Genomic DNA, 20,482 nt, shown 5'->3' on the forward strand with positions numbered 1-20,482 from the left:
GCGGCACCCTCCGCGACTTTTGCATCACCACGTTTACTTTTCTATATGTAGCCAAGCGAGATTTTATGAAGGCGTCTATTCGCAGCAAACTGGAAAACCTGCTTGATCGGTACGAGGAGATCGGCGCGCTGCTTAGCGATGCCGATATTATCGCCGACCAAAATCGGTTTCGTGGCCTCTCGCAGGAATATGCAGAAATTGAGCCGGTAGTGGCCAGCTATGCGCGGTATCGCCAAGTGTGTGATGACTTGGACGAAGCGCGATTGATGCTAGATGAAGACGATGCCGACATGCGGGCAATGGCCGAGGAAGAAATTGCCGACGGCGAGCAGCAGCTTGAAACGCTCGAAACGGAGCTGCAGACCCTACTGTTGCCGCGCGACCCCAATGACTCCCACAACGTATTTTTAGAGATCCGCGCCGGTACCGGCGGTGACGAGGCGGCGATTTTTGCCGGCGATTTGTTCCGAATGTATTCGCGATTCGCCGAGTCCAAGGGCTGGAAGATTGAAGTGCTCAATGAGCGCCCCGGCGAGCATGGCGGCTACAAGGAAATTATTAGCCGTGTTGCGGGGCAGGATGTCTATGGCCATTTAAAGTTTGAGTCCGGGGCTCACCGGGTTCAACGCGTGCCAGAAACTGAGTCACAGGGCCGTATTCATACCTCGGCCTGTACCGTTGCCGTGATGCCCGAGCCGGAAGCGGCCGAAGAAGTAGAGATCAATAAAGGCGATTTGCGCATCGATACCTTCCGCGCCAGTGGTGCGGGTGGTCAGCACGTCAACAAGACCGATTCCGCCGTGCGTATTACGCATATCCCCAGCGGCATTGTGGTTGAGTGTCAGGATGAGCGCTCCCAGCATAAAAACCGGGCGCGGGCGATGTCGCTGTTGGCGGCCCGTATCAACGATGTGCGCAACAGTGAGCACCAACAAGCGCAGGCGGATCAGCGGCGTAATCTCGTCGGCAGCGGTGATCGCTCGGAGCGTATCCGCACTTACAACTTCCCTCAGGGAAGGGTGACCGACCACCGCATTAACTTAACGCTGTATAAGCTTGATGAATTTATTCAGGGCGACGTCGATCAAATCGTGGGTCCTCTGCGCCAAGAGCATCAGGCAGACTTGCTCGCGGCAATGGCTGAGTAAGGCAATGGTGGCGCCGGGTGCAATGAGTATTGCCAATGCGTTGGCGTGCCAGCACCAGCTTGAGTCAGTGAGTGATACGGCGGGGCTCGATGTCTCGCTGCTCCTTTGCCATGTGCTCGACCGGCCCCGCAGTTACCTCTATACCTGGCCCGAGCGGCTATTAGCGCCAGCGCAGCAGGCGCAGTTTTGCGCGCTTCTTCGGCGCCGCCGTATGGGGGAGCCGGTAGCGCATATCCTGGGGTATCGGGAATTTTGGTCTCTCCCTTTGCAGGTCAATGCGCATACATTGATTCCGCGCCCGGATACGGAGTGTTTGGTCGAGCTGGCGCTGAGTCTTTGCCAGAATAATGAGGCGGGTCGCCTGCTCGACCTTGGAACCGGTACGGGGGCATTGGCCTTGGCGCTGGCCAGTGAGTGGCCTCGCTGGCAGTGTTGGGCGCTGGATCGCTCCCCCGAGGCGGCGGCGCTCGCTGAACAAAACCGCCATGCACTGGGGTTGGATAATGTTCGTGTCGCGGTGTCGGATTGGTTTACGGCATTGGACGCGAACGAGCCGTTTCATCTGATTATTAGCAACCCCCCATATATCGATGCTCAAGATCCTCACCTGGACCAGGGCGATGTGCGATTTGAACCCGCCTCCGCGCTGGTATCGCCCGAGAGTGGCTTGGCTGATCTGCGACACATTGTTGGCTCGTCGATGCCCTATCTGGCTGACAACGGCTATTTGCTGGTGGAGCACGGTTATCAGCAAGCATCAGCGGTGCGGACATTGTTTGTTTCGGCGGGCTTTGTCAGTGTGGAAACGCACCGCGATTACGGCGGCAACGAGCGTATGACCGTGGGGCAAAAGGTGGTGCAGGCCAAGTTATGAAAGAGTTAAGCGATCAGCAATTATTGCGCTATAGCCGGCATATCCTATTGCCAGAAATCGATGTGGCGGGGCAGCAAGCACTTCTCTCCAGCCGCGTATTGCTTGTTGGCGTGGGTGGTCTGGGCTCTCCCGTGGCGATGTACCTGGCCGCTGCAGGTGTGGGCGAGCTGCACCTTGCCGACGGCGATACCGTTGAGCTCAGTAATTTGCAGCGTCAGATTGCGCATACCACCGCTGATGTCGGTCGTCACAAAGTGGCCTCGGCGGCGCAGCGCGTTGCCGAGCTGAACCCGGATGTCTCGGTGCACGAATATGCACAGCGACTCGAGGGTGAAGCGCTCGACGCGGCGGTGAGTTCTGTCGATATTGTTGTGGATGCTTGCGACAATTTGGCGACACGGTTTGCGGTGAACCAGGCCTGCTATCGCGCCGGTGTGCCGCTTGTTTCCGGCGCGGCCATTCGCGCTGAAGGGCAGCTTAGCGTTTATGATTTTCGTCAGGCCGATAGCCCCTGCTATCGCTGCCTGTATCACGAAGGCGGCGATGATTTGCGCTGCGCCGACAGTGGCGTGTTGTCTCCCCTGGTCGGTATGGTGGGCAGCATGCAGGCGATTGAAACAATTAAGTGCCTGCTTGCCTTGCCGGGCACACTTTGCGGCCGCTTGATGATTATCGACGCACTTACCATGGATATTCGCCAGTTGCGGCTTGGGCGTGACCCCGGCTGCCCGGTTTGCAGCGCTGGTCGATAATGGCATAGTGCGTCCATAAACCGGCACGACAACATTAATAACAAAGAGGGATTGCCGATGGTGCACGTATTGCGAGCCTATTATTTTTTTCACGACGGCGTGGTGGCGCTGCTCAAGCGCTTGGCGTTTATCTCACCGCTGATGATGCGTTTGTATCTGGCACCGGTGATGATCGCTGCCGGGCTCAGCAAGGTCTATCATTTGGATGCAACGTCGCAGTGGTTTGAGCACAGCCTGGGGTTGCCTGAGCCAATTCTGATGGCGCAACTGGCGGCATATACCGAGCTGATTGGCGGCTTTTGCCTGCTTTTTGGTTTTGCTTTGCGCTGGGCGTGTATTCCGCTGTTAATTACCATGGCCGTGGCTGCGGTCACCGTGCATTGGCCAAATGGCTGGTTTGCGATCGCGCCCAGTGATCCTTTGAATAGCGCCGCCAAGCCGCTAGCCGATATTGGGCTGCCAGCCGCGCGTGAGAGTTTGGAAAACAGTGTTGAGGTGGGGCGCCGACTCGAGCGTGCGAGCGCCATTCTTCAGGAGCATGGCAACTACCCCTGGCTTACCGCGAAGGGAAATTTTGTCGTCCTGAACAATGGTATCGAATTTGCCGCGACCTACTTCATTATGCTGCTGGCGCTATTGTTTAGCGGCGCTGGGCGCTGGCTGAGTCTGGACTTTTATCTTGACCGGCAGTGTCGGGCGGCGATTGCTCGCTATCACCTGCAGCGAGCGTCACAAAATTTGCAACCCGAACCCGAACCCGAACCCGAACCCGAACCCGAACCCGAACCAGAGCCAGAGCCAGAGCCGAGCGTCTCGACAAAAAATCCATCGCCGGTCGCTGAGGAGTCAATGCCCGACCCGAAGACCCGGGCCCCCGATGCTGACGTCGGTGATCAAGCGGTTCAGGACGTCAGCTCGGACGACCCCAAGCCCTCGCGCTAAGCTGACTTTATTAACCTTAGTGCGGGTGTTTGGTGCTAGAATGGTCGAATATTGCACAGAGTCACAGTAAAAGAAGAGATCATTTTGTTAAGAAAGTTATTTTCATCCTCGCCCGCACCCCAGGCTGCAGAAACCGATAAGCAGGAAAAAGCGGGTTCAGACAGCAAGCCCGGCAATAAAGCGACCGGGCGCTCGCAGCATAAACCACGGCAAAAACGCCCTAAAAAGCCCCAGCCAGAATGGCGTATTGAGCAGTTTGCTGTACCCGAAGCAGAGGGCAAAACGCGCTTTCATGACCTGGGGCTGGATGTTCGCCTCATGCACGGTATTGCCGATGCCGGGTTTCAGTACTGCTCCCCAATCCAAGCCGCTTCGCTGCCACACACGTTGCGCGGCAACGATGTTATCGGTAAGGCGCAAACCGGAACCGGTAAAACCGCGGCGTTTTTGATCACTATTTTTAACGATCTGCTCAACAACCCCGTGGAAGAAGAGCGTTTTGCCGGTGAGCCCCGCGCGCTGGTTATTGCCCCTACCCGCGAATTGGTTGTGCAAATTGGTGAAGATGCCCGCCAGCTGGGTGCCCATTGCGGTTTGAATGTGGTGACGCTGATCGGCGGCATGGACTACCAAAAGCAGCTTGAGCGGCTCAATAGTGATCTCGTCGATATCGTGGTCGCAACGCCGGGCCGGCTGTTGGACTTCTCGGGTCGTCGCGATTTGTATCTGGATCAGGTGGAAGTGCTGGTTATTGATGAAGCCGACCGCATGCTGGATATGGGCTTTATCCCCCAGGTGAAGCGCATTGTGCGTCTGACCCCGAAAAAGACCCACCGACAAACCCTGCTGTTCAGCGCCACATTTACTGAGGATATTATTCGCCTCACTGAGCAGTGGACGGAAGATCCGGTAAAAATTGAAATAGAGCCGGAGTCGGTGGCGACAGATACCGTCGACCAAAAAGTGTATCTCGTTGAGTCACACGACAAGTTCAAATTGCTGCTGAATATTGTTAGGCAAGATGACGTGAACAGCGTCATTATCTTTGCAAATAGGCGTGATGAAACACGTCGCTTACACGAGCGACTGCGCAAAGCGGGGATTCGCTGCGGTATTCTTTCCGGTGAAATCCCTCAGAACAAGCGCTCCAGAACACTGCAACAATTCAAAGACGGTGAGATTAACTGCCTGGTGGCCACCGATGTTGCGGGGCGGGGTATTCACGTGAAGGGTATTAGCCACGTGGTGAATTACACCCTGCCTGAAGAGCCCGACGATTATGTGCACCGTATCGGTCGCACTGGTCGCGCAGGCGCGACGGGAACGTCGATCAGCTTTGCCTGTGAAGACGACGCCTTCCTGCTGCCCGATATCGAAGCAGAGCTTGCCATGAAACTGCCCTGTGAGCAGCCGCCAGCAGAGCTGCTGAAATAAGCGCGCTAGGCGCGCTTATTTCCCCCTTCCTTCAGCCTTTCCACCCACATCAGCGTGCCCCCGCATACCGCGGCGGGCATAATGATTAAGTTTACGATGGGGATCATTGTGCCCAGCATAACCAACGCGCCGAAGCTAAAGCTGGTGCCGCGTTGGCTGGCTACCCGACGACGGGCTTCTGAAAAGCTGAGCCGGTGGTTGTCCATTGGATAGTCGCAATATTCAATGGCCATCATCCAGGCATTCATTGCGAACCAAAGCAGCGGGGCCAGGGGCGAAATAATAAAACTGGCTATTAGGGTGAGGATGGCGAAGCCCGCATAGTAGAGAAGTTTGCGGCATTCACGACCGATACTGCGCGGAAAGCTCGCTAGCGCTTGGGCAATGGTTTCACGGCCTGCCACCTCTTCCCCGCAGAGGTGTTCTTCGAGTTTTTCAGCCAATAGCCCGTTAAAAGGGGCGGCAATAAGATTGGCGATGGTGCTGAAAAAATACATCACAATGGCCAGCAGAAGAATCACGGCGAGGGGCCACAGCAACCACTCCAAAAAGCCCAGCCAGTCGGGTAGCCAGCCAATTAACTGGCCGATCCACTGAGAGAAGCGGGACATGGTTAAATAGCTAAGTGCAGCGAAAATCGCGACGTTGATGAGCAGCGGCAGTAATACAAACAGGCGAATGCCGGGCAGGCGCAACAGCTGAAAACCGCGATGGAGATACTGTGGGCCGCTGAGTAATGCAGGGGGCATAGTGCAAATCCTTGCAATGAAAAAGGCTATGGTAAGCCCGATATCCGAGCTTGCAAAGCATTGCGCCGAGTCGGCACAGTTGCTTATTGCGCTGGGCGCAGACTCCCCGTTAAATGGCAGGGAAGAATAATCAACGGCTGTCAGGAGGAAATTATGAAAGTTTGGGTAATGGTGCTGCTGATGGCACTGCTTGGCGTGGCGCATGCGGCGCAGCCGATCAAGGTAAAAATGCTGGCCAGTTTGTCACCGGGCGATGAAATTGTGGTGAGTAGCACCGCGAATACCTACCGAAAAGGTGATGCGCTGAGTTTAGTCGATGTGATTCCCGGGCCGGAGGTGGTCCACGCGCGCGTTGTTGAGCGTATTGGGACCAGTAAACTCAAAGTGCGTGTTGTGGCGGAGGAAAGCTAATGCGTAAAACAATAGCGATCCTGGCCTTGGCGGTTGCGTGCGGCGCGAATGTCCACGCCGATGAACTCAGTGATGCGGCCATGGCAATGTGTGAAAAAGCCCGCCAGTGCGCGCGTCAGAGCATGGCCGGTGTGGAGCTTAGTGCAGATATGCGCGCGTTGGTCGATCAGCAGTTGATGCAGATGTGCGATAGCATGAAAGAGCCATTTACAGACGCGGCGGCGCGCAGTCACCCTCTGCACGGGCCTGCCGTCGCCTGCTTGCGCTCTATGGCCAAGCAGAGTTGTGAGGCCTTAGATGGCGGCGAAGAAACGGCGGCTTGTAAACGCTATGAGGCGTTGCAGGCAGACTATTAGCCAGCATCACCCTGGGCGTGTTTGATTGTCCCGCAGGCAGCGCATATGCAGCGGCGCTCACCGGGTAGTGCTGCCGCACGTTGCAGTGCGCCTGGGTCAAGTGTTGCCGACATGCACCAGCATTGCTGGGGCGCTTCCCCCTTTGCGATGGCGCATTGATTTTCTCCCTCGCACAGAGGGCATGCCCCGGCGTTTGCGGTATCGGTAGTCATCCCGGGATAATACCTCAGTTCGCTGCGAAGAGGCATGAGGGTGAGGTTGAATAATGAGCGACGACGACAAGCTATTTGCTGAAGAAATGGCGGGGGTAAAACCCCTGCAGAAGCCAGCGCGGGTGGCGCTCAAAAAAGCGGCCGTCGATGCCCCGTCGTTTGCTGCCCGCCGTGAGGCGGCGCAAGCCAAGCCGGGCGTGAAGAATTTTTTGGCCGACAACGATGTGCCGCTGCTAGACCCCTATTATATGGTGGACTTCCGGCGCGAGGGTGTGCAGCACGGTGTCTATCGCAAGCTCAAGCAGGCACGCTATGAGGCGGAAGCACGCCTGGATTTACATAAAATGTCGGTAGCGCGTGCGCGCCAGCAGGTCTTTGAGTTCATTCGCGATGCGATGTCGATGGATTTGCGCAGTTTAATTATCGTGCATGGCCGGGGGAATCACAGCGGTGTCGCTCTGTTGAAGTCACACGTTGCCCATTGGTTGCCGCAAATCGACGATGTACAGGCTTTTTGTAGTGCACAGCCACAGCATGGCGGAGCAGGGGCGGTTTATGTGTTGCTGCGTAAAAGCGAGAGGAAAAAACAGGAAAACCGCGACCGGCTAACGCGCGGTCGCAGTGTTTGATGGCGTTGCGCTGCCGTTACAGGCTGGCGCCGTGCTTCTCCAGCGCCGCAATGTAGTCATCGCTGTTGCGGTGTTCTTTGGCATAGCTTAGTACGCTGCGCTGCGCGCTATCTACCGCGTTGATATTGCCGCCGGCTTCCAAAAACATACCGATGAATAATTCAAAGTCGTCCGCGCGCATGCTCTGGTAGGCTTTGAGTAGGCGGTGAAAGTCTGCATCCACGCCAGCTTTGGCTTCAACGTTGAGAAACTCGCGCACGCGGTCCTCAGTCCACACTTCATCTAATACTTTTTCTTTGTCTTTCTTCATTGTTTATCCCGTTGTGCCTTGCGGCGGTGTTAATCGCTAAGTTTTTTGTTCAAAAGTTGATTGACCATTCCCGGGTTCGCTTGCCCCTTGGAGGCCTTCATTATTTGCCCGACAAAGAAGCCGATAAGCTTTTTGCGCTTGCCGTCGTCGGCGGCGCGGTATTGCTCGACTTGAGCGGGGTTAGCGGCAATAACCTCATCTACCATTGCCTCTAGTGCGCCGGTATCAGACACCTGCTTCAAGCCCTTGGCTTCTATCACCTCGTCGGCACTCTGGCCGTCGCCGTTCCACAGCGCCTCGAATACTTGCTTGGCGATTTTGCCAGAGATGCTGTTGTCGCGTATGCGCACTATCAGGCCGCCGAGCTGCTCTGCGCTGACCGGGCTGTCTTTTAGCGCCTTGCCTTCGCGATTCAGGGCAGCGGACAGTTCACCGTTGACCCAGTTGGCGGCGAGTTTGGCGTCGCCTGCGACCTTGCTGCATGCTTCGAAGAAGTCGGCAATGCTTCGCTCGGCGGTTAGCAGGCTGGCGTCGTAGGTCGACAGACCGTACTCCGTTTCAAAACGCTGGCGTTTGGCGTCTGGCAGCTCCGGCATTTGTTTTTGCAGGCTATCGATCAAGGATTGCTCGATATGAACCGGCAGCAGGTCGGGGCAGGGGAAGTAGCGGTAGTCGTTGGCTTCTTCCTTGCTGCGCATGGAGCGGGTTTCGTTTTTGTCGCTGTCGTAGAGGCGGGTTTCCTGCACGACTTTGCCACCGTCCTCAATCAAGTCGATTTGGCGCTGCGCTTCTACTTTGATGGCGCGCTCGACAAAGCGGAAGGAGTTGATGTTCTTGATCTCTGCGCGGGTGCCATATTCTTCCTCGCCTTTTAGGCGCACTGAAACATTGGCGTCGCAGCGCATTGAGCCCTGCGACATATCGCCGTCGGAGATACCCAGATAAGTAACGATGGAGTGAATCTTGCGCAGGTAAGCAACCGCTTCCTCGGCGCTGCGTAGGTCGGGCTCAGAGACGATTTCTATCAGCGGTGTGCCGGCGCGGTTGAGATCGATGCCAGACATGCCGTGGAAGTCTTCGTGCAGAGATTTTCCTGCATCCTCTTCGAGGTGGGCGTGGTGAACACGGATATTGCGTGTGCTGCCATCTTCCAGGCGAATTTCCACCACCCCGTGGCCGACAATCGGCTTGTCCATCTGGCTGGTTTGATAGCCTTTGGGCAGGTCGGGATAAAAGTAGTTTTTGCGCTCAAATACCGAATCGCGGCAAATATCGGCATCGATGGCTAAACCGAACAAAATCGCGTCGTTAACGGCCTGTTCATTGAGAACGGGCAGGGTGCCGGGCAGGGCCAGATCGACCGCGCAGGCTTGGCTGTTGGGTGTCGCGCCAAAGGCAGTGCTGGCACCGGAAAAAATCTTTGATTTGGTGGTGAGCTGGACGTGAACCTCCAGCCCGATAACAACTTCCCATTGCATCTGGGCTTCTCCTTACGCGCAGTCTGGGGCGGTACGCAGGTGCCAGTCACTGCGCTGTTGATACTGGTGAGCGGCGGCCAGCAGGCGGCCCTCGTCGAAGTCTCGGCCGATCAGCTGCATGCCGGCAGGCAACTCGCCGGCAAAGCCCACGGGCATGGAGAGGGCAGGTAGCCCCGCCAGATTGACGGCAATGGTGTAGATGTCTTCCAGGTACATCGTCACGGGGTCGCTTACTTTTTCACCGATGCCAAAGGCCGGATTCGGTGTTGTCGGGCCGGCGATAATGTCTACCTGCTTAAAGGCGTCGGTGAAATCCTGCTTAATCAGGCGGCGAATCTGCTGTGCCTTGCGATAGTAGGCATCGTAAAAGCCCGCCGACAGGGCGTAGGTGCCCACCAATATGCGCCGTTTTACTTCCTCGCCAAAGCCCTCTTCGCGGCTGCGGGTGTAGAGGTCGTCGAGGTCGGCGGGGTTTTCGCAGCGGTAGCCATAGCGCACACCGTCAAAGCGTGACAAGTTTGTTGACGCTTCGGCCGGTGCAATGACGTAGTAGCACGGTACCGCCAGCTCGGTGTGGGGCAGGCTGATTTCAACCGTCTCCGCCCCCATTTTGCGGTACTCTTCCAGTGCGGCATGCACCGCGTCGCCAATTGCGGGGTCTAGACCAGCGCTGAAATACTCTTTGGGCAGGCCGATCTTCAGGCCGCGCAAATCCTGATCCAAGGCGCCGGCGTAGTCGTCCACGCGAACATCCATGCTGGTGCTGTCGCGCTCGTCGAAGCCCGCCATACTCTGCAGTAGCAGGGCGCAATCCTCGGCGCTGCGCGCCATCGGGCCCGCTTGGTCAAGACTGGAGGCGAAGGCGATCATGCCGTAACGCGACACTCGTCCGTAGGTGGGTTTTAGGCCAGTAAGGCCGCACAGCGCCGCTGGCTGGCGGATGGAACCGCCGGTGTCGGTGCCCGTGGCCGCAGGAGCAAGGCCCGCCGCAATGGCCGCCGCACTGCCGCCCGAGGAGCCGCCGGGGACGCGATCGGTGTTCCAGGGGTTGCGCACAGTGCCGTAATAGCTGGTTTCGTTTGACGAGCCCATGGCGAACTCATCCAGGTTTGTTTTGCCGAGCATAACGGCACCGGCGCTGGCCATGTTGTTTACCACGGTGGCGCTGTAGGGCGCGATGAAATTGTCGAGCATTTTCGACGCGCAGCTGGTGCGCACGCCCTCGGTGCAGAATATGTCCTTGTGGGCGATGGGCAATCCACACAAGGCTCCGGCATTGCCGCGTTGCCTGGCGTTGTCGGCAGCGCGCGCCTGTTCGAGGGCCTGTTCGCGGGTGACGGTAATAAAGCTGTTGATTTGGCCGTCGCGGTCGGCAATGGCGTCGAGGTATTGTTGGGTGATTTCTTCGCTGGAAAAGTCGCCGGCGGCGAGGCCTCGAAGAAGATCGGCAACGGTATGACTGGGCATGGTGTCGAGTACTCTTAAATTAGGGGCTGCGGCTAGGGGCTAGTCAATAACCTTGGGAACAAGGTAGAGGCCGTCTTCGGTGGCGGGAGCGATGCGCTGAAAGTCATCCCGTTGGTCAACTTCGGTGACCACGTCTGCGCGCAGGCGCTGTGTTGCATCGTGGGGGTTGGCCATCGGATCTACGGCGTCAGTATTGACGGCTTGCATGGTGTCGATCATGCCGAGAATGTCGCTGATTCGCTGGCGCAGCTCTTCGCTGCTTTCTTCGCTAATGCGAATTCGAGCCAGCCTTGCCAGTTTGGCGATATCGCCCTGTTCTAAACTCATGGTTCACCCTGTTGGCTTCGTGGCGCGCGTTGCGCTGATAACGCGCGCTTCGCAAGCCGAGTGCGGATGCGGAGCGCGGTTGGGAAAAGCCCGTAAACTTATCATACTTGCGCCTTGCCCTGAATCCCCGGCGTTGATAGAGTGGCAAAGTTTTTAATCTAGGGGTCAGTGCTGCCTTTTGCGCCGCGTTTTCGGCCCTACCAGCCCGATTCTCGGTCTTCGCAGAATCGTATAAGGTGATAATCGCAAATGTTAAAACGTATCCGCGGGATGTTTTCCAATGATCTGTCGATCGATTTGGGAACGGCCAATACTCTCATCTATGTTCGCGGCCAGGGCATCGTGCTTGACGAGCCATCTGTTGTGGCGATCCGTGTGCACAATGGTCAGAAAACGGTCGAGGCTGTCGGGATTGAAGCCAAGCGCATGCTGGGTAGAACACCGGGTAATATCACCGCTATTCGCCCTCTGAAAGACGGTGTTATCGCCGACTTTCAGGTGACGGAAAAGATGCTGCAGCACTTTATTAAACTGGTCCATCAAAACAGCTTTATTCGCCCCAGCCCCCGCGTATTGGTAAGTATTCCCTGTAAGAGTACGCAGGTAGAGCGCCGGGCGATTCGCGAATCGGTACTCAGTGCGGGTGCCCGCGAAGTGCGGTTGATTGAGGAGCCAATGGCCGCCGCGATTGGTGCTGGTTTGCGAGTCGAAGAAGCGTCAGGCTCGATGGTGGTTGATATTGGTGGTGGTACCACTGAAATTGCGATTATCTCTCTGAATGGCGTTGTGTATTCCGACTCGGTGCGTGTTGGTGGTGACCGCTTCGACGAAGCCATTGTCACGCATGTGCGACGCACCTACGGTAGCCTGATCGGCGAAGCGACCGCCGAGCGCATTAAGCAAGAAATTGGTTGTGCCTACCCCGGCAGCGAACTGCGGGAAATTGACGTGCGCGGCCGCAACCTGGCCGAGGGGATTCCCCGTCGCTTCACCCTGAATAGCGATGAAATTCTCGAAGCGTTGCAAGAGCCTCTTCAGGTAATTACCCAGGGCGTGAAGCGCGCTTTGGAGCAATCTCCGCCAGAACTGGCTGCCGATATCGCGGAAACCGGCATCGTACTGACGGGCGGTGGCGCCTTGCTGACGGGTATCGATCAGCTGATTGCCGATGAAAGTGCGTTGCCGGTAATTATCGCTGAGGACCCATTGTCGTGTGTTGCGCGTGGCGGTGGTAAGGCACTGGAAATGGTTGATCGTCACCACCTGGATATATTGTCTGCTGAATAAGCATGCTCTTGTGGCGTTGCGCCACAGGCGTGCTCGTGTAACCGTGCGTTCAGCAGAGGGAGGGCGCGGCAATTAAACCGGTATTCTCCAAGCCGCCCTCATCGGGCGGTCGACTTGTCTTTTTGGGCGGCCTCGCGCTTGCCCTGATCCTTCTGGGTGCCCGCCTGGAGTCTATGGCCCCCCTTCGCACCCAGCTTTCTGTTGTTGCCGCGCCGTTTTACTGGCTGGCCGACGTGCCCTCTCGCTTGAGTGCTCAGTTTAGCGGCGTGTTTAGTAGCCGCAGCGACCTGCTTGAAGAAAACCGTGCCCTGCGTGCCGAATCGCTGATTCTTAACGCCAAACTGCAGAAATATATTGAACTCAGTACGGAAAACGTCCGCTTGCGCGAGCTGATGAACTCGGCAGAGCGCGTCAAAGATACGGTGGTCGTTGCCGAAGTTGTTGGTGTGGCCTCTGACCCTAATCGGCATATGCTGGTGGTGGATAAGGGCAGCCGCGACAATGCCTTTGTCGGTCAGCCGGTGATCGATGCCAAGGGCCTGCTGGGGCAGATTGTCGACGTGGGCGTCTACCACAGTCGGGTGTTACTGATTACGGACAGCGCCCACGCTATTCCCGTGCGAATCAGCCGCAATGGTCTGCGCGCTGTGGCCGAGGGTAGTGGTCGTATCGACGAGCTAAGTGTTGCCCATGTTGCCGCGACAACAGATATCCAGGTGGGGGACTTGCTGGTGAGCTCGGGCCTCGGTGACCGCTTCCCCTCAGGCTACCCTGTGGGCGAAGTCACCAGAGTTGCCATCGACCCGGGTAAACCCTTTGCTGAAATTAATGCCCGCCCCTTGGCAGAGCTCGACCGCAGTCGCAATGTGTTGCTGGTATTTAGCGACAAAATTGCGGTGGAGTAAGCCATGGACTCTCACGCTCAGGGGCTGATTTTTGTCGCGGTGAGTTTGCTGGTGGCACTGGTACTTACCATTGCGCCGCTCTCGGCTGGCCTGGCTTGGCTGCGGCCGGACTGGTTGATGCTGGTGTTGATATACTGGCTGCTCGCAATGCCCGAAAACGTTGGCATTGCCCTGTGCTGGTTGGGCGGCATAATCCAGGATATTCTGCTTGGCACGGTGTTGGGGCAGAATGCGTTTTCGCTGGCCGTCGTCGCCTATATTATTCAAATATCCTACCAACAGCTGCGGATGTTCAGTTTGCGAAAGCAGGCGGCGCTGATTGCCCTGCTGGAGTTGTTCCGCATTCTTGTCGATCAGTGGGCGCAAAATTTAAACGGCGTTTCTCAGACGCATTGGTTGGTTTTTCTGCCGGTATTCTCCACCGCCTTACTTTGGTTTTTCCTGCGCCCGATGATGTCGTGGTTGCAGCGTGTGTTTGTGGCCTACTGATATGACCTTGATCCTCGCTTCTGCGTCACCGCGGCGCGCTGACCTGCTGGAGCAGTTGGGGTTGTCGGCAAAGATTTGCCCTGCCGACATCGATGAGAGCGTTCGCCTCGGAGAGCTCCCCGATGACTACGTGCTGCGAATGGCGCAAGAAAAGGCCGACGTGATTGCGCAGCGATACCCCGCGGCAGTGGTATTGGCTGCCGATACTGCCATTGACCTCGACGGACGTATTCTCGGCAAACCTGGCAACCGCGCGGAGGCCGCGAAGATGTTGCGCGCCTTAAGTGATCGCGGTCACCGAGTGCTCAGCGCAATAGCGGTGTCGCAAGGTGGTGTGCAGCACGCTGAGTTAGTGGCAACAGAGGTATTTTTTGGCCCCTTGAGCAATCGCGATATCAATGATTATCTCGCCAGCGGAGAGGCCGATGACAAAGCGGGCAGCTATGCTATACAGGGGCGTGCCGCACAGTTTGTTCAGCGTATCAATGGCAGTTACAGTGGGGTGGTAGGGCTACCGCTATACGAGACCCGTAAAGCGCTGCGCGAGGTGGGTATAGAACCCCCGACAGCATTGGCAGAGTGAAACCATGAGCGAAGAAATACTGATTAACGTAACGCCGGTTGAAACGCGGGTTGCGGTCGTTGAAAACGGGGTGTTGCAGGAAGTCTATATCGAACGTACCCGCTCTAAAGGCATTGTTGGAAATATCTACCAAGGCAAGGTCGTAAGAGTGCTACCCGGCATGCAGGCGGCGTTTGTTGAAGTGGGCCTGGAGCGAACCAGTTTTATTCACGCCTCAGATATTGTCGCCCTTGAGCAAGAGGGCGGTGAGCACGCGGATATTCGCAGCAAAATCCGCGAGGGTCAGCAGCTCACCGTTCAAGTCACCAAGGACCCTATGGGAACCAAAGGGGCACGTTTGAGTACCCGCTTGTCGGTGTCGTCGCGGTACTTGGTTTATATGCCAGGGGCGTCCCACCTCGGTGTGTCTCACCGCATTGACGATGAAGACGAGCGGCAGCGCCTGCGAGATTTGATGGAGAACATCCTGCGGGACGGCGATGACGATGAGCCTTTAGTACTGACGGATGGCTACATTCTGCGCACCGCTGCCGAAGGGGCGGGCGAGGATGAGCTGCGCGCGGATGTCGCGTTTTTGCGTCGGCTATGGCTGGCGGTAGAGCGTCGTATGAAGCGTGATACGGCACCCTCAGTAATCTATGAAGACCTGCCGCTGTTTATGCGGACAATGCGTGATTTGGTGCATCCCGGGTTGGAAAAAATCCGCATCGATTCCCGGGAGAGTTTCCAGCGTGTCGATGAATTTGCCAAAGACTATCTGCCAGAGATTCGCTCTAAGCTGGAGTACTACCCCGGTGAACGCCCGATTTTCGACCTGTACAGCGTTGAAGACGAGATTCAGCGCGCCCTTGGCCGCAAGGTTGAATTGAAGTCCGGGGGCTACCTGATTATCGACCAGACCGAGGCGATGACCACCATCGACATTAATACCGGGGCATTTGTCGGTCATCGCAACCTGGAAGAAACCATATTTAAAACGAACCTCGAAGCGGCGGCAGCGCTGGCTCGTCAGCTTCGCCTGCGCAATTTGGGCGGCATTATTATTATCGACTTTATCGATATGAAAGATGCTGAGCACCGTCGGCAGGTATTGCGTGCGCTAGAACGGGCGATGGAGAAGGATTACGCGAAGACCAGTATTACCGGGGTCTCTGAGCTGGGCCTGGTTGAGATGACGCGAAAGCGTACTCGCGAGAGCCTGGAACACGTGCTGTGTGAAACCTGCCATTACTGTCACGGCCGCGGTTCATTGAAGTCGCCAGAGACGGTGTGTTACGAGGTGTTCCGAGAAATACTGCGCGAAGCCCGAGCCTACGAAAGCAACAGCCTATTAGTGCTGGCCTCGCAGGAGGTGGTCGACCGCTTGTTAGATGAGGAGTCGGCCAGCGTTGCCGATTTAGAAGAATTTATCGGTGCCAGTATTCGCTTTCAGGTTGAGGCGATGTACACCCAGGAACAGTTCGATGTCGTTCTGCTGTAAATCCGCTGTTTTAGCGCGAGTGGCTTGATCGCGATGCTACAGGGATTGTTGCGACGAGCCTACGCTCTGGTCTGGAGCTTAGCACTGCTGCTACTCGTGCTGCTGGCGCTCTACGCCAGTTTGGGGCGTCAATACATCGGCTTGGTGTCGCGCTACCAAGCGGAAATTTTTAACGAACTTGAGGCGGCGCTTGGTATTGAACTTCAGGCGGAGGCGCTGACGGGAAGTTGGTCGGGGCTGTCGCCGGTATTGCGCGTGGAAAGCCTGGATATTGGCGGCGGTGCCATCAAGCTGGACCGAGCCAAGGTGGTGCTCGATCCAATTGGCAGTTTGCTCGGTGTTGGTCCACGGCTTAAGCAACTGCGTGTGGGTCACATTGAGCTCGACTTACTTCAAGATGAGGCCGGGCGCTGGTCGATCCCCGGCATGTCCGGTGGCGGTGGCGGGACAAATCTAGACACCCTACTCGATGTTGTACTCGCGGTGCGTCGGGCGAGTATGCAAAGCCTGGATGTTAGCTTAACGTTTGCTGATGGCAGCAAAACCTCGGTGCGCAGTCGCGACTTCAGTTGGTCGAGCGATGGGCATTTTCGGCGTAGCTATGCCAGCCTGAGTGCGGATCAAACCGGCGAGATCCGCCTAATTGCCGAAGCCTATGGTGACCCGCGCGATCGCGATTTCCGGGCGTCGGCATTTGTATCGCTTGATGACAGTCGCTTCTCAGCCCTCGCTCCTCTGTTTCGCAATCAGCAGATTATTCACAACCCGGTGGACGGTCGCCTTTGGCTGACTTGGCAAGCGGGGCGCCGCATGGTGGCAAAGGGGGCGATTCGGGCAGATACCCTGGCGGCGGGTGCTCTGTGGGGGTCGACAGAACAATTTCACGATGTCTCAATGGAGTTTGTCGGCCATCACCGCGGTGACTTCTGGCAGATAGGCTTTAGCGATTTCTCGGCCAAGTGGCGCGACCAGCAGTTGGATTTGGCGGGCCTGTCGCTCACCCATCAGGGCGCCGTGTCGTGGACATTTTCTCTGCCCGCGCTGGATTTGGCTGCAAGTACGGCGCTGCTGAGCGACAGCGGTGTGCTGAAGCGTGACCTGCAGGACACCCTCGATACCTTGCAACCATCGGGGCGGCTTAACAACCTCCATTTGAATATTAAGCGCGGCGAAGCATCCAGCTTCTCGCTGCGAAGTGAGCTTTCCAATGTCGCGCTAGCGCCCTGGCAAGGGGCGCCGGGTGCAGAGGGGGTAAATGGCTACCTGGAGCTCGATGAAAATACCGGAACCGCGGTGATCGATACCGACACGCTTAGCCTGGCGTTTCCCAATTTATACCCCCAGGCCTTCACGCTCGACAATATGAGCGGCGAGGTACATTGGCAGTTGAACAATGATCGGCTGGTACTGCGAAGCTCGCCGCTGCAGGCGCGAGACGGAGACGCACCGCTAACAGCCCTGCTGCGTTTAGATCTGCCACTGTCAGAAGAGGCCCCAGAGCCACCGCTAATGACCCTGGCAATAGCGGCGCAGCAATTACCGCTGGCGTCGGCGAAGGCCTATGTTCCCGAGGTGCTGGATGCCGGCTTGCGGAGCTGGTTGGATCAAAGTATTCGCGCGGGCCGCGCAGCCACGGCTGAATTTATATACCGGGGGTCGCTACGCAGTGGCGACCACGATGGGCGCACGGTGCAGTTGAAGCTTGATACGCGGGCGTTGGCGTTGGTCTTTCACGATGAGTGGCCCGAGGTTGCCTCTGAGCAGGCGCAGGTCTACCTCGATGACGGGCAGGTGTGGGCCACGGCGTATGCGGGAAATTTCGTGGGCATGCAGCTGCCACGGGTTGATGTGCGCCTGGATGATCATGATGGCCCGGTACTAACAGTGAATACCGCAGCTAGTGTGCAAGCGACGGCTGTTCAGGACCTGTTTAAGCGCAGCCCCCTCGGGGCAATGACGGGGGGAGTGTTAAATGACTGGCGCATGGAAGGTGTGGTGGACAGCAGCTTCGCGCTGACAATGCCGTTAGTCGGTGAGCCGCGTGCAGAGGTGGCGGTGCACGCGGATTTAGCACTGTCAGAGCTTACCTTGCCGGATGTTAATTTGTCCTTGAATAACGTCCGTGGCCCCCTTCAGTATCGCAGTGATAGCGGTTTGAATAGTTCAGGCTTGCGGGCGTCGGTGTTGGGGGAGCCTATTCAAGGACGCATAGAGCAGCGCGATGACGTCGTCCATGTGAAGGCGTCCGGGAAAATGGACATGGCCGCCGTGCGCGCATGGTTACAGCAGCCTGCGCTCGGTTTTTTGCAGGGGCGCACAGATGTGAGTGTGCATGTGCAAGCGGGTGGCAAGCGCCCTGGGATTGAAATCGAGTCGGCGATGCGCGGAGTGGAAGTGCGATTGCCACAGCCGCTATACAAGGCCGCCGATGAGCCTCGGCCATTGAAAATTTATCAGTCCTTTACCGGTTCAGGGGCACCGCTCAGCGTCGAGCTTTCTGAGTTGTTTCGTTTGCAGTACCGCCAGCGTGATGGCGCTATTTCCGTGACACTGGGCGATGGCAACCGAGCGCCGTTGCGCGAGGGCGCGTTGAGTATTGGTGGGGGGCTGGCGTTTGCTGCCATGGATCAGTGGCAGCTGGCCCTCGACAATTATTTAGAATGGCAGTCTCTGCAACCTGTTGCCACGACGGGAGGGGGAATCCCGGTGTTTGTCGATCGCTTGAAGGTCGATGAACTGGAAGTCCTTGGGCGAATCCTCCATTCCGCAAATATCAGTGCCCGGTCTGAAGGCGGGGATTGGACGCTGCGTGTCGACAGTGACGAGGTAGCAGGGAACATTGCCCTGCCATCGCAGCTGGGTGACCCCTATGTGTTGATGCTGGAGCGTCTCGCACTGCCAAGCCTTGCCAGCAGTGGCTCCGCTGCCGAACATCTGGGCGATATTGATCCGAGGTCGTTTCCGGCCTTGGATGTCGATATTGAATCACTCAGTATTGGCGAGAAAAACTATGGCCGTGTCGGTTTTGACCTTCGCACAGACCTGTTTGGCGCGCATTTCTTAGCCCTGCGTGGGCAAGTGTTGGGCATCGACCTGGGCGACGCCAGCAGGCAAAACGCTTTGCATTGGTGGTATCAGGAAAATGGTCGCCGAGGCTCTCAGCTCAAGGGCAAATTTGCGGTTCGCGATATGGGCAAAGTGCTCAGCTCGCTCGGTTATGAGCGCTCTCTAGAGACGCGCTCCGGCGGCTTTGATATCAATGTTAGCTGGCCAGGCTCACCGGACCAATGGGCGATGAGCGCGAGTCAGGGAAGAGTGAAATTTGCCTTAAAGAATGGTCGGTTTTTAAAGACCTCAGATGCGGCCAGTGGCGCATTGCGCGTGTTGGGTATTTTTAATATGACCAATATCGTGCGCCGCTTGAAATTTGATTTTCGAGATGTCTTCCGCAAAGGCGTACATTTTGACGACATGCGCGGTGAACTGGGCTTTGGTCAGCAACGATTGGTGCTAACCCAGCCACTGGAAGTCAGCGGGCCGTCGAGCCGTTTTCAGATGAGCGGTAATATTGACCTCGTGTCGGAGGCCTTAGATATGCGACTCGTTGCCACCTTGCCTGTTGGCAGTAACCTGCCCTGGGTCGCGGCGCTGGTTGGCGGCTTGCCGGCGGCTGCGGGAGCGTATGTGGTAACCAAAGTGTTCGAAGAGCAAGTCGATAGCTTCTCCAGTGCGGTGTATGACATTCGGGGCACTGTTCAACAGCCTGAACTCTCCTTCAAAAAGATTTTTGACGTCTCACCCACTGAGTTGAAGGGGCAAGAGACGCCATCGCAGGTTGCGCCATGAGTCTTCGTGTCTCAGCGGTGCAAATGGTGTCCGGCGCAGCGGTGAGCGTCAACCTGAATGACGCGTTGGAGCATCTGGAGAATGCCTCTCGTCAGGGAGTGCAGCTGGCGGTGCTGCCAGAAAATTTTGCCTGTTTTGACAGTGGTTCAGCGCTGGCCGAATTGGCTTGCCGGGAGCAGCACGCAGAGATACGGGGGCGGCTGGCCGAGCAGGCTAAACGTTTGGGGATGTGGATTGTCGCGGGAACGCTGCCACTGCCTGCGGCGGATGGTCGTTGTTATGCCGCCTCGCTGGTCTTCAATGACCGCGGTGAGTGTGTCGCCGATTATCGCAAGTTACATTTGTTTGATGCCGACGTTGGCGATGCACAGCAACGCTACCGGGAGTCGGAACGCTACGCTCCCGGCGAGCGCCCCTGCGTTATTGATACCCCCTGGGGGCGGCTTGGCGTAGCGGTCTGTTACGACCTGCGCTTTCCCGAGTTGTTTCGCCTGATGCTCGATGACGGGATGGAATTGTTGGCGCTACCGGCGGCGTTTACGCGGCGCACGGGGCTGGCGCATTGGTTGCCACTGCTGCGGGCGCGTGCAATTGAAAATCAGGTAGCGGTTATTGCCGCAAATCAGGGGGGTATTCACAGCGCGCGCCGAGAGACATCCGGAGGTTCCTGCGTGATTGACAGCTGGGGGCGCGTACTCGCCGAACTCGGCTTTGGCGCCGGTATTGCGACAGCTGACATCGACATGGCGGCGCAGCGAGCGCTGCGTCAAGAAATGCCAGTGTCGCAACACCGGCGATTCTAG

The 20,482-nt window shown here is 57.1% G+C and carries 21 protein-coding genes; 15 read left to right on the plus strand and 6 right to left on the minus strand.

Translation table 11 applies throughout. The features are described from left to right. Positions 1-65: 65 nt before the first annotated feature. The 5 genes from prfA (at position 66) to rhlB (ending at position 5,150) form a co-directional block, all read left to right on the plus strand. Positions 66-1,148: a peptide chain release factor 1 gene (gene prfA / locus HNR64_RS15040; protein WP_204997254.1), complete on the plus strand. Its 1,083-nt coding sequence runs from the start codon at positions 66-68 to the stop codon at positions 1,146-1,148. 22 nt (positions 1,149-1,170) lie between these two features. Further along, positions 1,171-2,022 carry a peptide chain release factor N(5)-glutamine methyltransferase gene (gene prmC, locus HNR64_RS15045; protein ID WP_204997255.1) on the plus strand — a complete coding sequence of 284 codons (852 nt, stop codon included), beginning with the start codon at positions 1,171-1,173 and terminating at the stop codon, positions 2,020-2,022. Beyond that, the gene (locus tag HNR64_RS15050; RefSeq protein WP_204997256.1) at positions 2,019-2,774 is read left to right on the plus strand and encodes a HesA/MoeB/ThiF family protein; all 756 of its coding nucleotides are present in this window, start codon (positions 2,019-2,021) and stop codon (positions 2,772-2,774) included. The genes prmC and HNR64_RS15050 overlap by 4 nt, the downstream gene beginning before the upstream one ends. Positions 2,775-2,843: 69 nt before the next feature. After that, the gene (locus HNR64_RS15055) at positions 2,844-3,716 is read left to right on the plus strand and encodes an HvfX family Cu-binding RiPP maturation protein (protein ID WP_239547899.1); all 873 of its coding nucleotides are present in this window, start codon (positions 2,844-2,846) and stop codon (positions 3,714-3,716) included. 84 nt (positions 3,717-3,800) lie between these two features. After that, complete coding sequence (rhlB, locus tag HNR64_RS15060; RefSeq protein ID WP_204997258.1) at positions 3,801-5,150, plus strand: ATP-dependent RNA helicase RhlB; 1,350 nt, start codon at positions 3,801-3,803, stop codon at positions 5,148-5,150. Positions 5,151-5,155: 5 nt separating this feature from the next. Here rhlB and cysZ read toward each other — a convergent pair whose 3' ends face one another. Beyond that, positions 5,156-5,899, minus strand: a complete 744-nt coding sequence (cysZ, locus tag HNR64_RS15065) for a sulfate transporter CysZ (RefSeq protein ID WP_204997259.1) — start codon at positions 5,897-5,899, stop codon at positions 5,156-5,158. 153 nt (positions 5,900-6,052) lie between these two features. Here cysZ and HNR64_RS15070 point away from each other — a divergent pair, with 153 nt between their 5' ends. Further along, complete coding sequence (locus HNR64_RS15070; RefSeq protein WP_204997260.1) at positions 6,053-6,310, plus strand: hypothetical protein; 258 nt, start codon at positions 6,053-6,055, stop codon at positions 6,308-6,310. After that, on the plus strand, positions 6,310-6,666 hold the full coding sequence (locus HNR64_RS15075; protein WP_204997261.1) for a hypothetical protein: 357 nt from the start codon (positions 6,310-6,312) through the stop codon (positions 6,664-6,666). Before HNR64_RS15070 ends, HNR64_RS15075 begins: the two co-directional genes overlap by 1 nt. On the opposite strand, the gene HNR64_RS17555 is transcribed toward HNR64_RS15075, so the two are convergent. Beyond that, positions 6,663-6,914 (minus strand): cysteine-rich CWC family protein, encoded by a 252-nt coding sequence (locus tag HNR64_RS17555; protein WP_420853754.1) that lies wholly within the window; start codon positions 6,912-6,914, stop codon positions 6,663-6,665. The genes HNR64_RS15075 and HNR64_RS17555 overlap by 4 nt on opposite strands. A 17-nt stretch (positions 6,915-6,931) precedes the next feature. Here HNR64_RS17555 and smrA point away from each other — a divergent pair, with 17 nt between their 5' ends. Next, positions 6,932-7,507 carry a DNA endonuclease SmrA gene (gene smrA, locus HNR64_RS15085; protein WP_204997263.1) on the plus strand — a complete coding sequence of 192 codons (576 nt, stop codon included), beginning with the start codon at positions 6,932-6,934 and terminating at the stop codon, positions 7,505-7,507. Positions 7,508-7,523: 16 nt separating this feature from the next. On the opposite strand, the gene HNR64_RS15090 is transcribed toward smrA, so the two are convergent. Genes HNR64_RS15090 through gatC form a run of 4 tightly spaced genes read right to left on the minus strand, consistent with a single transcriptional unit; the run spans position 7,524 to position 11,089 of the window. Next, the gene (locus tag HNR64_RS15090; protein WP_204997264.1) at positions 7,524-7,817 is read right to left on the minus strand and encodes a PA4642 family protein; all 294 of its coding nucleotides are present in this window, start codon (positions 7,815-7,817) and stop codon (positions 7,524-7,526) included. A 29-nt stretch (positions 7,818-7,846) separates the two neighbouring features. After that, positions 7,847-9,295, minus strand: coding sequence for an Asp-tRNA(Asn)/Glu-tRNA(Gln) amidotransferase subunit GatB (gene gatB, locus HNR64_RS15095; protein WP_204997265.1), 1,449 nt, complete (start codon positions 9,293-9,295; stop codon positions 7,847-7,849). Between the two features lie 12 nt (positions 9,296-9,307). Next, positions 9,308-10,762: an Asp-tRNA(Asn)/Glu-tRNA(Gln) amidotransferase subunit GatA gene (gatA, locus tag HNR64_RS15100; protein ID WP_204997266.1), complete on the minus strand. Its 1,455-nt coding sequence runs from the start codon at positions 10,760-10,762 to the stop codon at positions 9,308-9,310. 39 nt (positions 10,763-10,801) lie between these two features. Further along, a complete protein-coding gene (gene gatC / locus HNR64_RS15105) occupies positions 10,802-11,089 on the minus strand; it encodes an Asp-tRNA(Asn)/Glu-tRNA(Gln) amidotransferase subunit GatC (protein WP_204997267.1) in 288 nt (95 codons plus the stop codon). 249 nt (positions 11,090-11,338) lie between these two features. On the opposite strand from gatC, the gene HNR64_RS15110 reads away from it, so the two are divergent. The 7 genes from HNR64_RS15110 to HNR64_RS15140 all read left to right on the plus strand — a co-directional run bounded on the left by HNR64_RS15110 (position 11,339) and on the right by HNR64_RS15140 (position 20,482). After that, a complete protein-coding gene (locus HNR64_RS15110; protein WP_027874581.1) occupies positions 11,339-12,376 on the plus strand; it encodes a rod shape-determining protein in 1,038 nt (345 codons plus the stop codon). Positions 12,377-12,447: 71 nt separating this feature from the next. After that, entirely contained in the window at positions 12,448-13,281 is an 834-nt protein-coding gene (gene mreC, locus HNR64_RS15115; protein WP_204997318.1) for a rod shape-determining protein MreC, read from the plus strand. Between the two features lie 3 nt (positions 13,282-13,284). Further along, positions 13,285-13,770, plus strand: a complete 486-nt coding sequence (gene mreD / locus HNR64_RS15120; protein WP_204997268.1) for a rod shape-determining protein MreD — start codon at positions 13,285-13,287, stop codon at positions 13,768-13,770. 1 nt (position 13,771) lies between these two features. Beyond that, entirely contained in the window at positions 13,772-14,353 is a 582-nt protein-coding gene (locus tag HNR64_RS15125) for a Maf family protein (protein ID WP_204997269.1), read from the plus strand. A gap of 4 nt (positions 14,354-14,357) precedes the next feature. Beyond that, complete coding sequence (rng, locus tag HNR64_RS15130; RefSeq protein ID WP_204997270.1) at positions 14,358-15,833, plus strand: ribonuclease G; 1,476 nt, start codon at positions 14,358-14,360, stop codon at positions 15,831-15,833. Between the two features lie 33 nt (positions 15,834-15,866). Continuing rightward, positions 15,867-19,679 (plus strand): YhdP family protein, encoded by a 3,813-nt coding sequence (locus HNR64_RS15135; RefSeq protein WP_204997271.1) that lies wholly within the window; start codon positions 15,867-15,869, stop codon positions 19,677-19,679. Continuing rightward, on the plus strand, positions 19,676-20,482 hold the full coding sequence (locus HNR64_RS15140) for a carbon-nitrogen hydrolase family protein (RefSeq protein ID WP_204997272.1): 807 nt from the start codon (positions 19,676-19,678) through the stop codon (positions 20,480-20,482). Before HNR64_RS15135 ends, HNR64_RS15140 begins: the two co-directional genes overlap by 4 nt.

This window comes from Spongiibacter marinus (assembly GCF_016906995.1).
In the GTDB taxonomy this organism is placed as follows: Bacteria; Pseudomonadota; Gammaproteobacteria; order Pseudomonadales; family Spongiibacteraceae; genus Spongiibacter; species Spongiibacter marinus.

What these genes read in the sequence shown, in the direction of transcription:
- mreD (WP_204997268.1), top strand. Translation starts at nt 13,285, where the DNA reads ATGGACTCTCACGCTCAGGGGCTGATTTTTGTCGCGGTGAGTTTGCTG.
- gatC (WP_204997267.1), bottom strand. Translation starts at nt 11,089, where the DNA reads ATGAGTTTAGAACAGGGCGATATCGCCAAACTGGCAAGGCTGGCTCGA.
- prmC (WP_204997255.1), top strand. Translation starts at nt 1,171, where the DNA reads ATGAGTATTGCCAATGCGTTGGCGTGCCAGCACCAGCTTGAGTCAGTG.
- HNR64_RS17555 (WP_420853754.1), bottom strand. Translation starts at nt 6,914, where the DNA reads ATGCCTCTTCGCAGCGAACTGAGGTATTATCCCGGGATGACTACCGAT.
- rng (WP_204997270.1), top strand. Translation starts at nt 14,358, where the DNA reads ATGAGCGAAGAAATACTGATTAACGTAACGCCGGTTGAAACGCGGGTT.
- HNR64_RS15050 (WP_204997256.1), top strand. Translation starts at nt 2,019, where the DNA reads ATGAAAGAGTTAAGCGATCAGCAATTATTGCGCTATAGCCGGCATATC.
- prfA (WP_204997254.1), top strand. Translation starts at nt 66, where the DNA reads ATGAAGGCGTCTATTCGCAGCAAACTGGAAAACCTGCTTGATCGGTAC.
- gatB (WP_204997265.1), bottom strand. Translation starts at nt 9,295, where the DNA reads ATGCAATGGGAAGTTGTTATCGGGCTGGAGGTTCACGTCCAGCTCACC.
- HNR64_RS15135 (WP_204997271.1), top strand. Translation starts at nt 15,867, where the DNA reads ATGCTACAGGGATTGTTGCGACGAGCCTACGCTCTGGTCTGGAGCTTA.
- HNR64_RS15070 (WP_204997260.1), top strand. Translation starts at nt 6,053, where the DNA reads ATGAAAGTTTGGGTAATGGTGCTGCTGATGGCACTGCTTGGCGTGGCG.
- gatA (WP_204997266.1), bottom strand. Translation starts at nt 10,762, where the DNA reads ATGCCCAGTCATACCGTTGCCGATCTTCTTCGAGGCCTCGCCGCCGGC.
- HNR64_RS15125 (WP_204997269.1), top strand. Translation starts at nt 13,772, where the DNA reads ATGACCTTGATCCTCGCTTCTGCGTCACCGCGGCGCGCTGACCTGCTG.
- HNR64_RS15140 (WP_204997272.1), top strand. Translation starts at nt 19,676, where the DNA reads ATGAGTCTTCGTGTCTCAGCGGTGCAAATGGTGTCCGGCGCAGCGGTG.
- HNR64_RS15110 (WP_027874581.1), top strand. Translation starts at nt 11,339, where the DNA reads ATGTTAAAACGTATCCGCGGGATGTTTTCCAATGATCTGTCGATCGAT.
- smrA (WP_204997263.1), top strand. Translation starts at nt 6,932, where the DNA reads ATGAGCGACGACGACAAGCTATTTGCTGAAGAAATGGCGGGGGTAAAA.
- HNR64_RS15075 (WP_204997261.1), top strand. Translation starts at nt 6,310, where the DNA reads ATGCGTAAAACAATAGCGATCCTGGCCTTGGCGGTTGCGTGCGGCGCG.
- cysZ (WP_204997259.1), bottom strand. Translation starts at nt 5,899, where the DNA reads ATGCCCCCTGCATTACTCAGCGGCCCACAGTATCTCCATCGCGGTTTT.
- HNR64_RS15090 (WP_204997264.1), bottom strand. Translation starts at nt 7,817, where the DNA reads ATGAAGAAAGACAAAGAAAAAGTATTAGATGAAGTGTGGACTGAGGAC.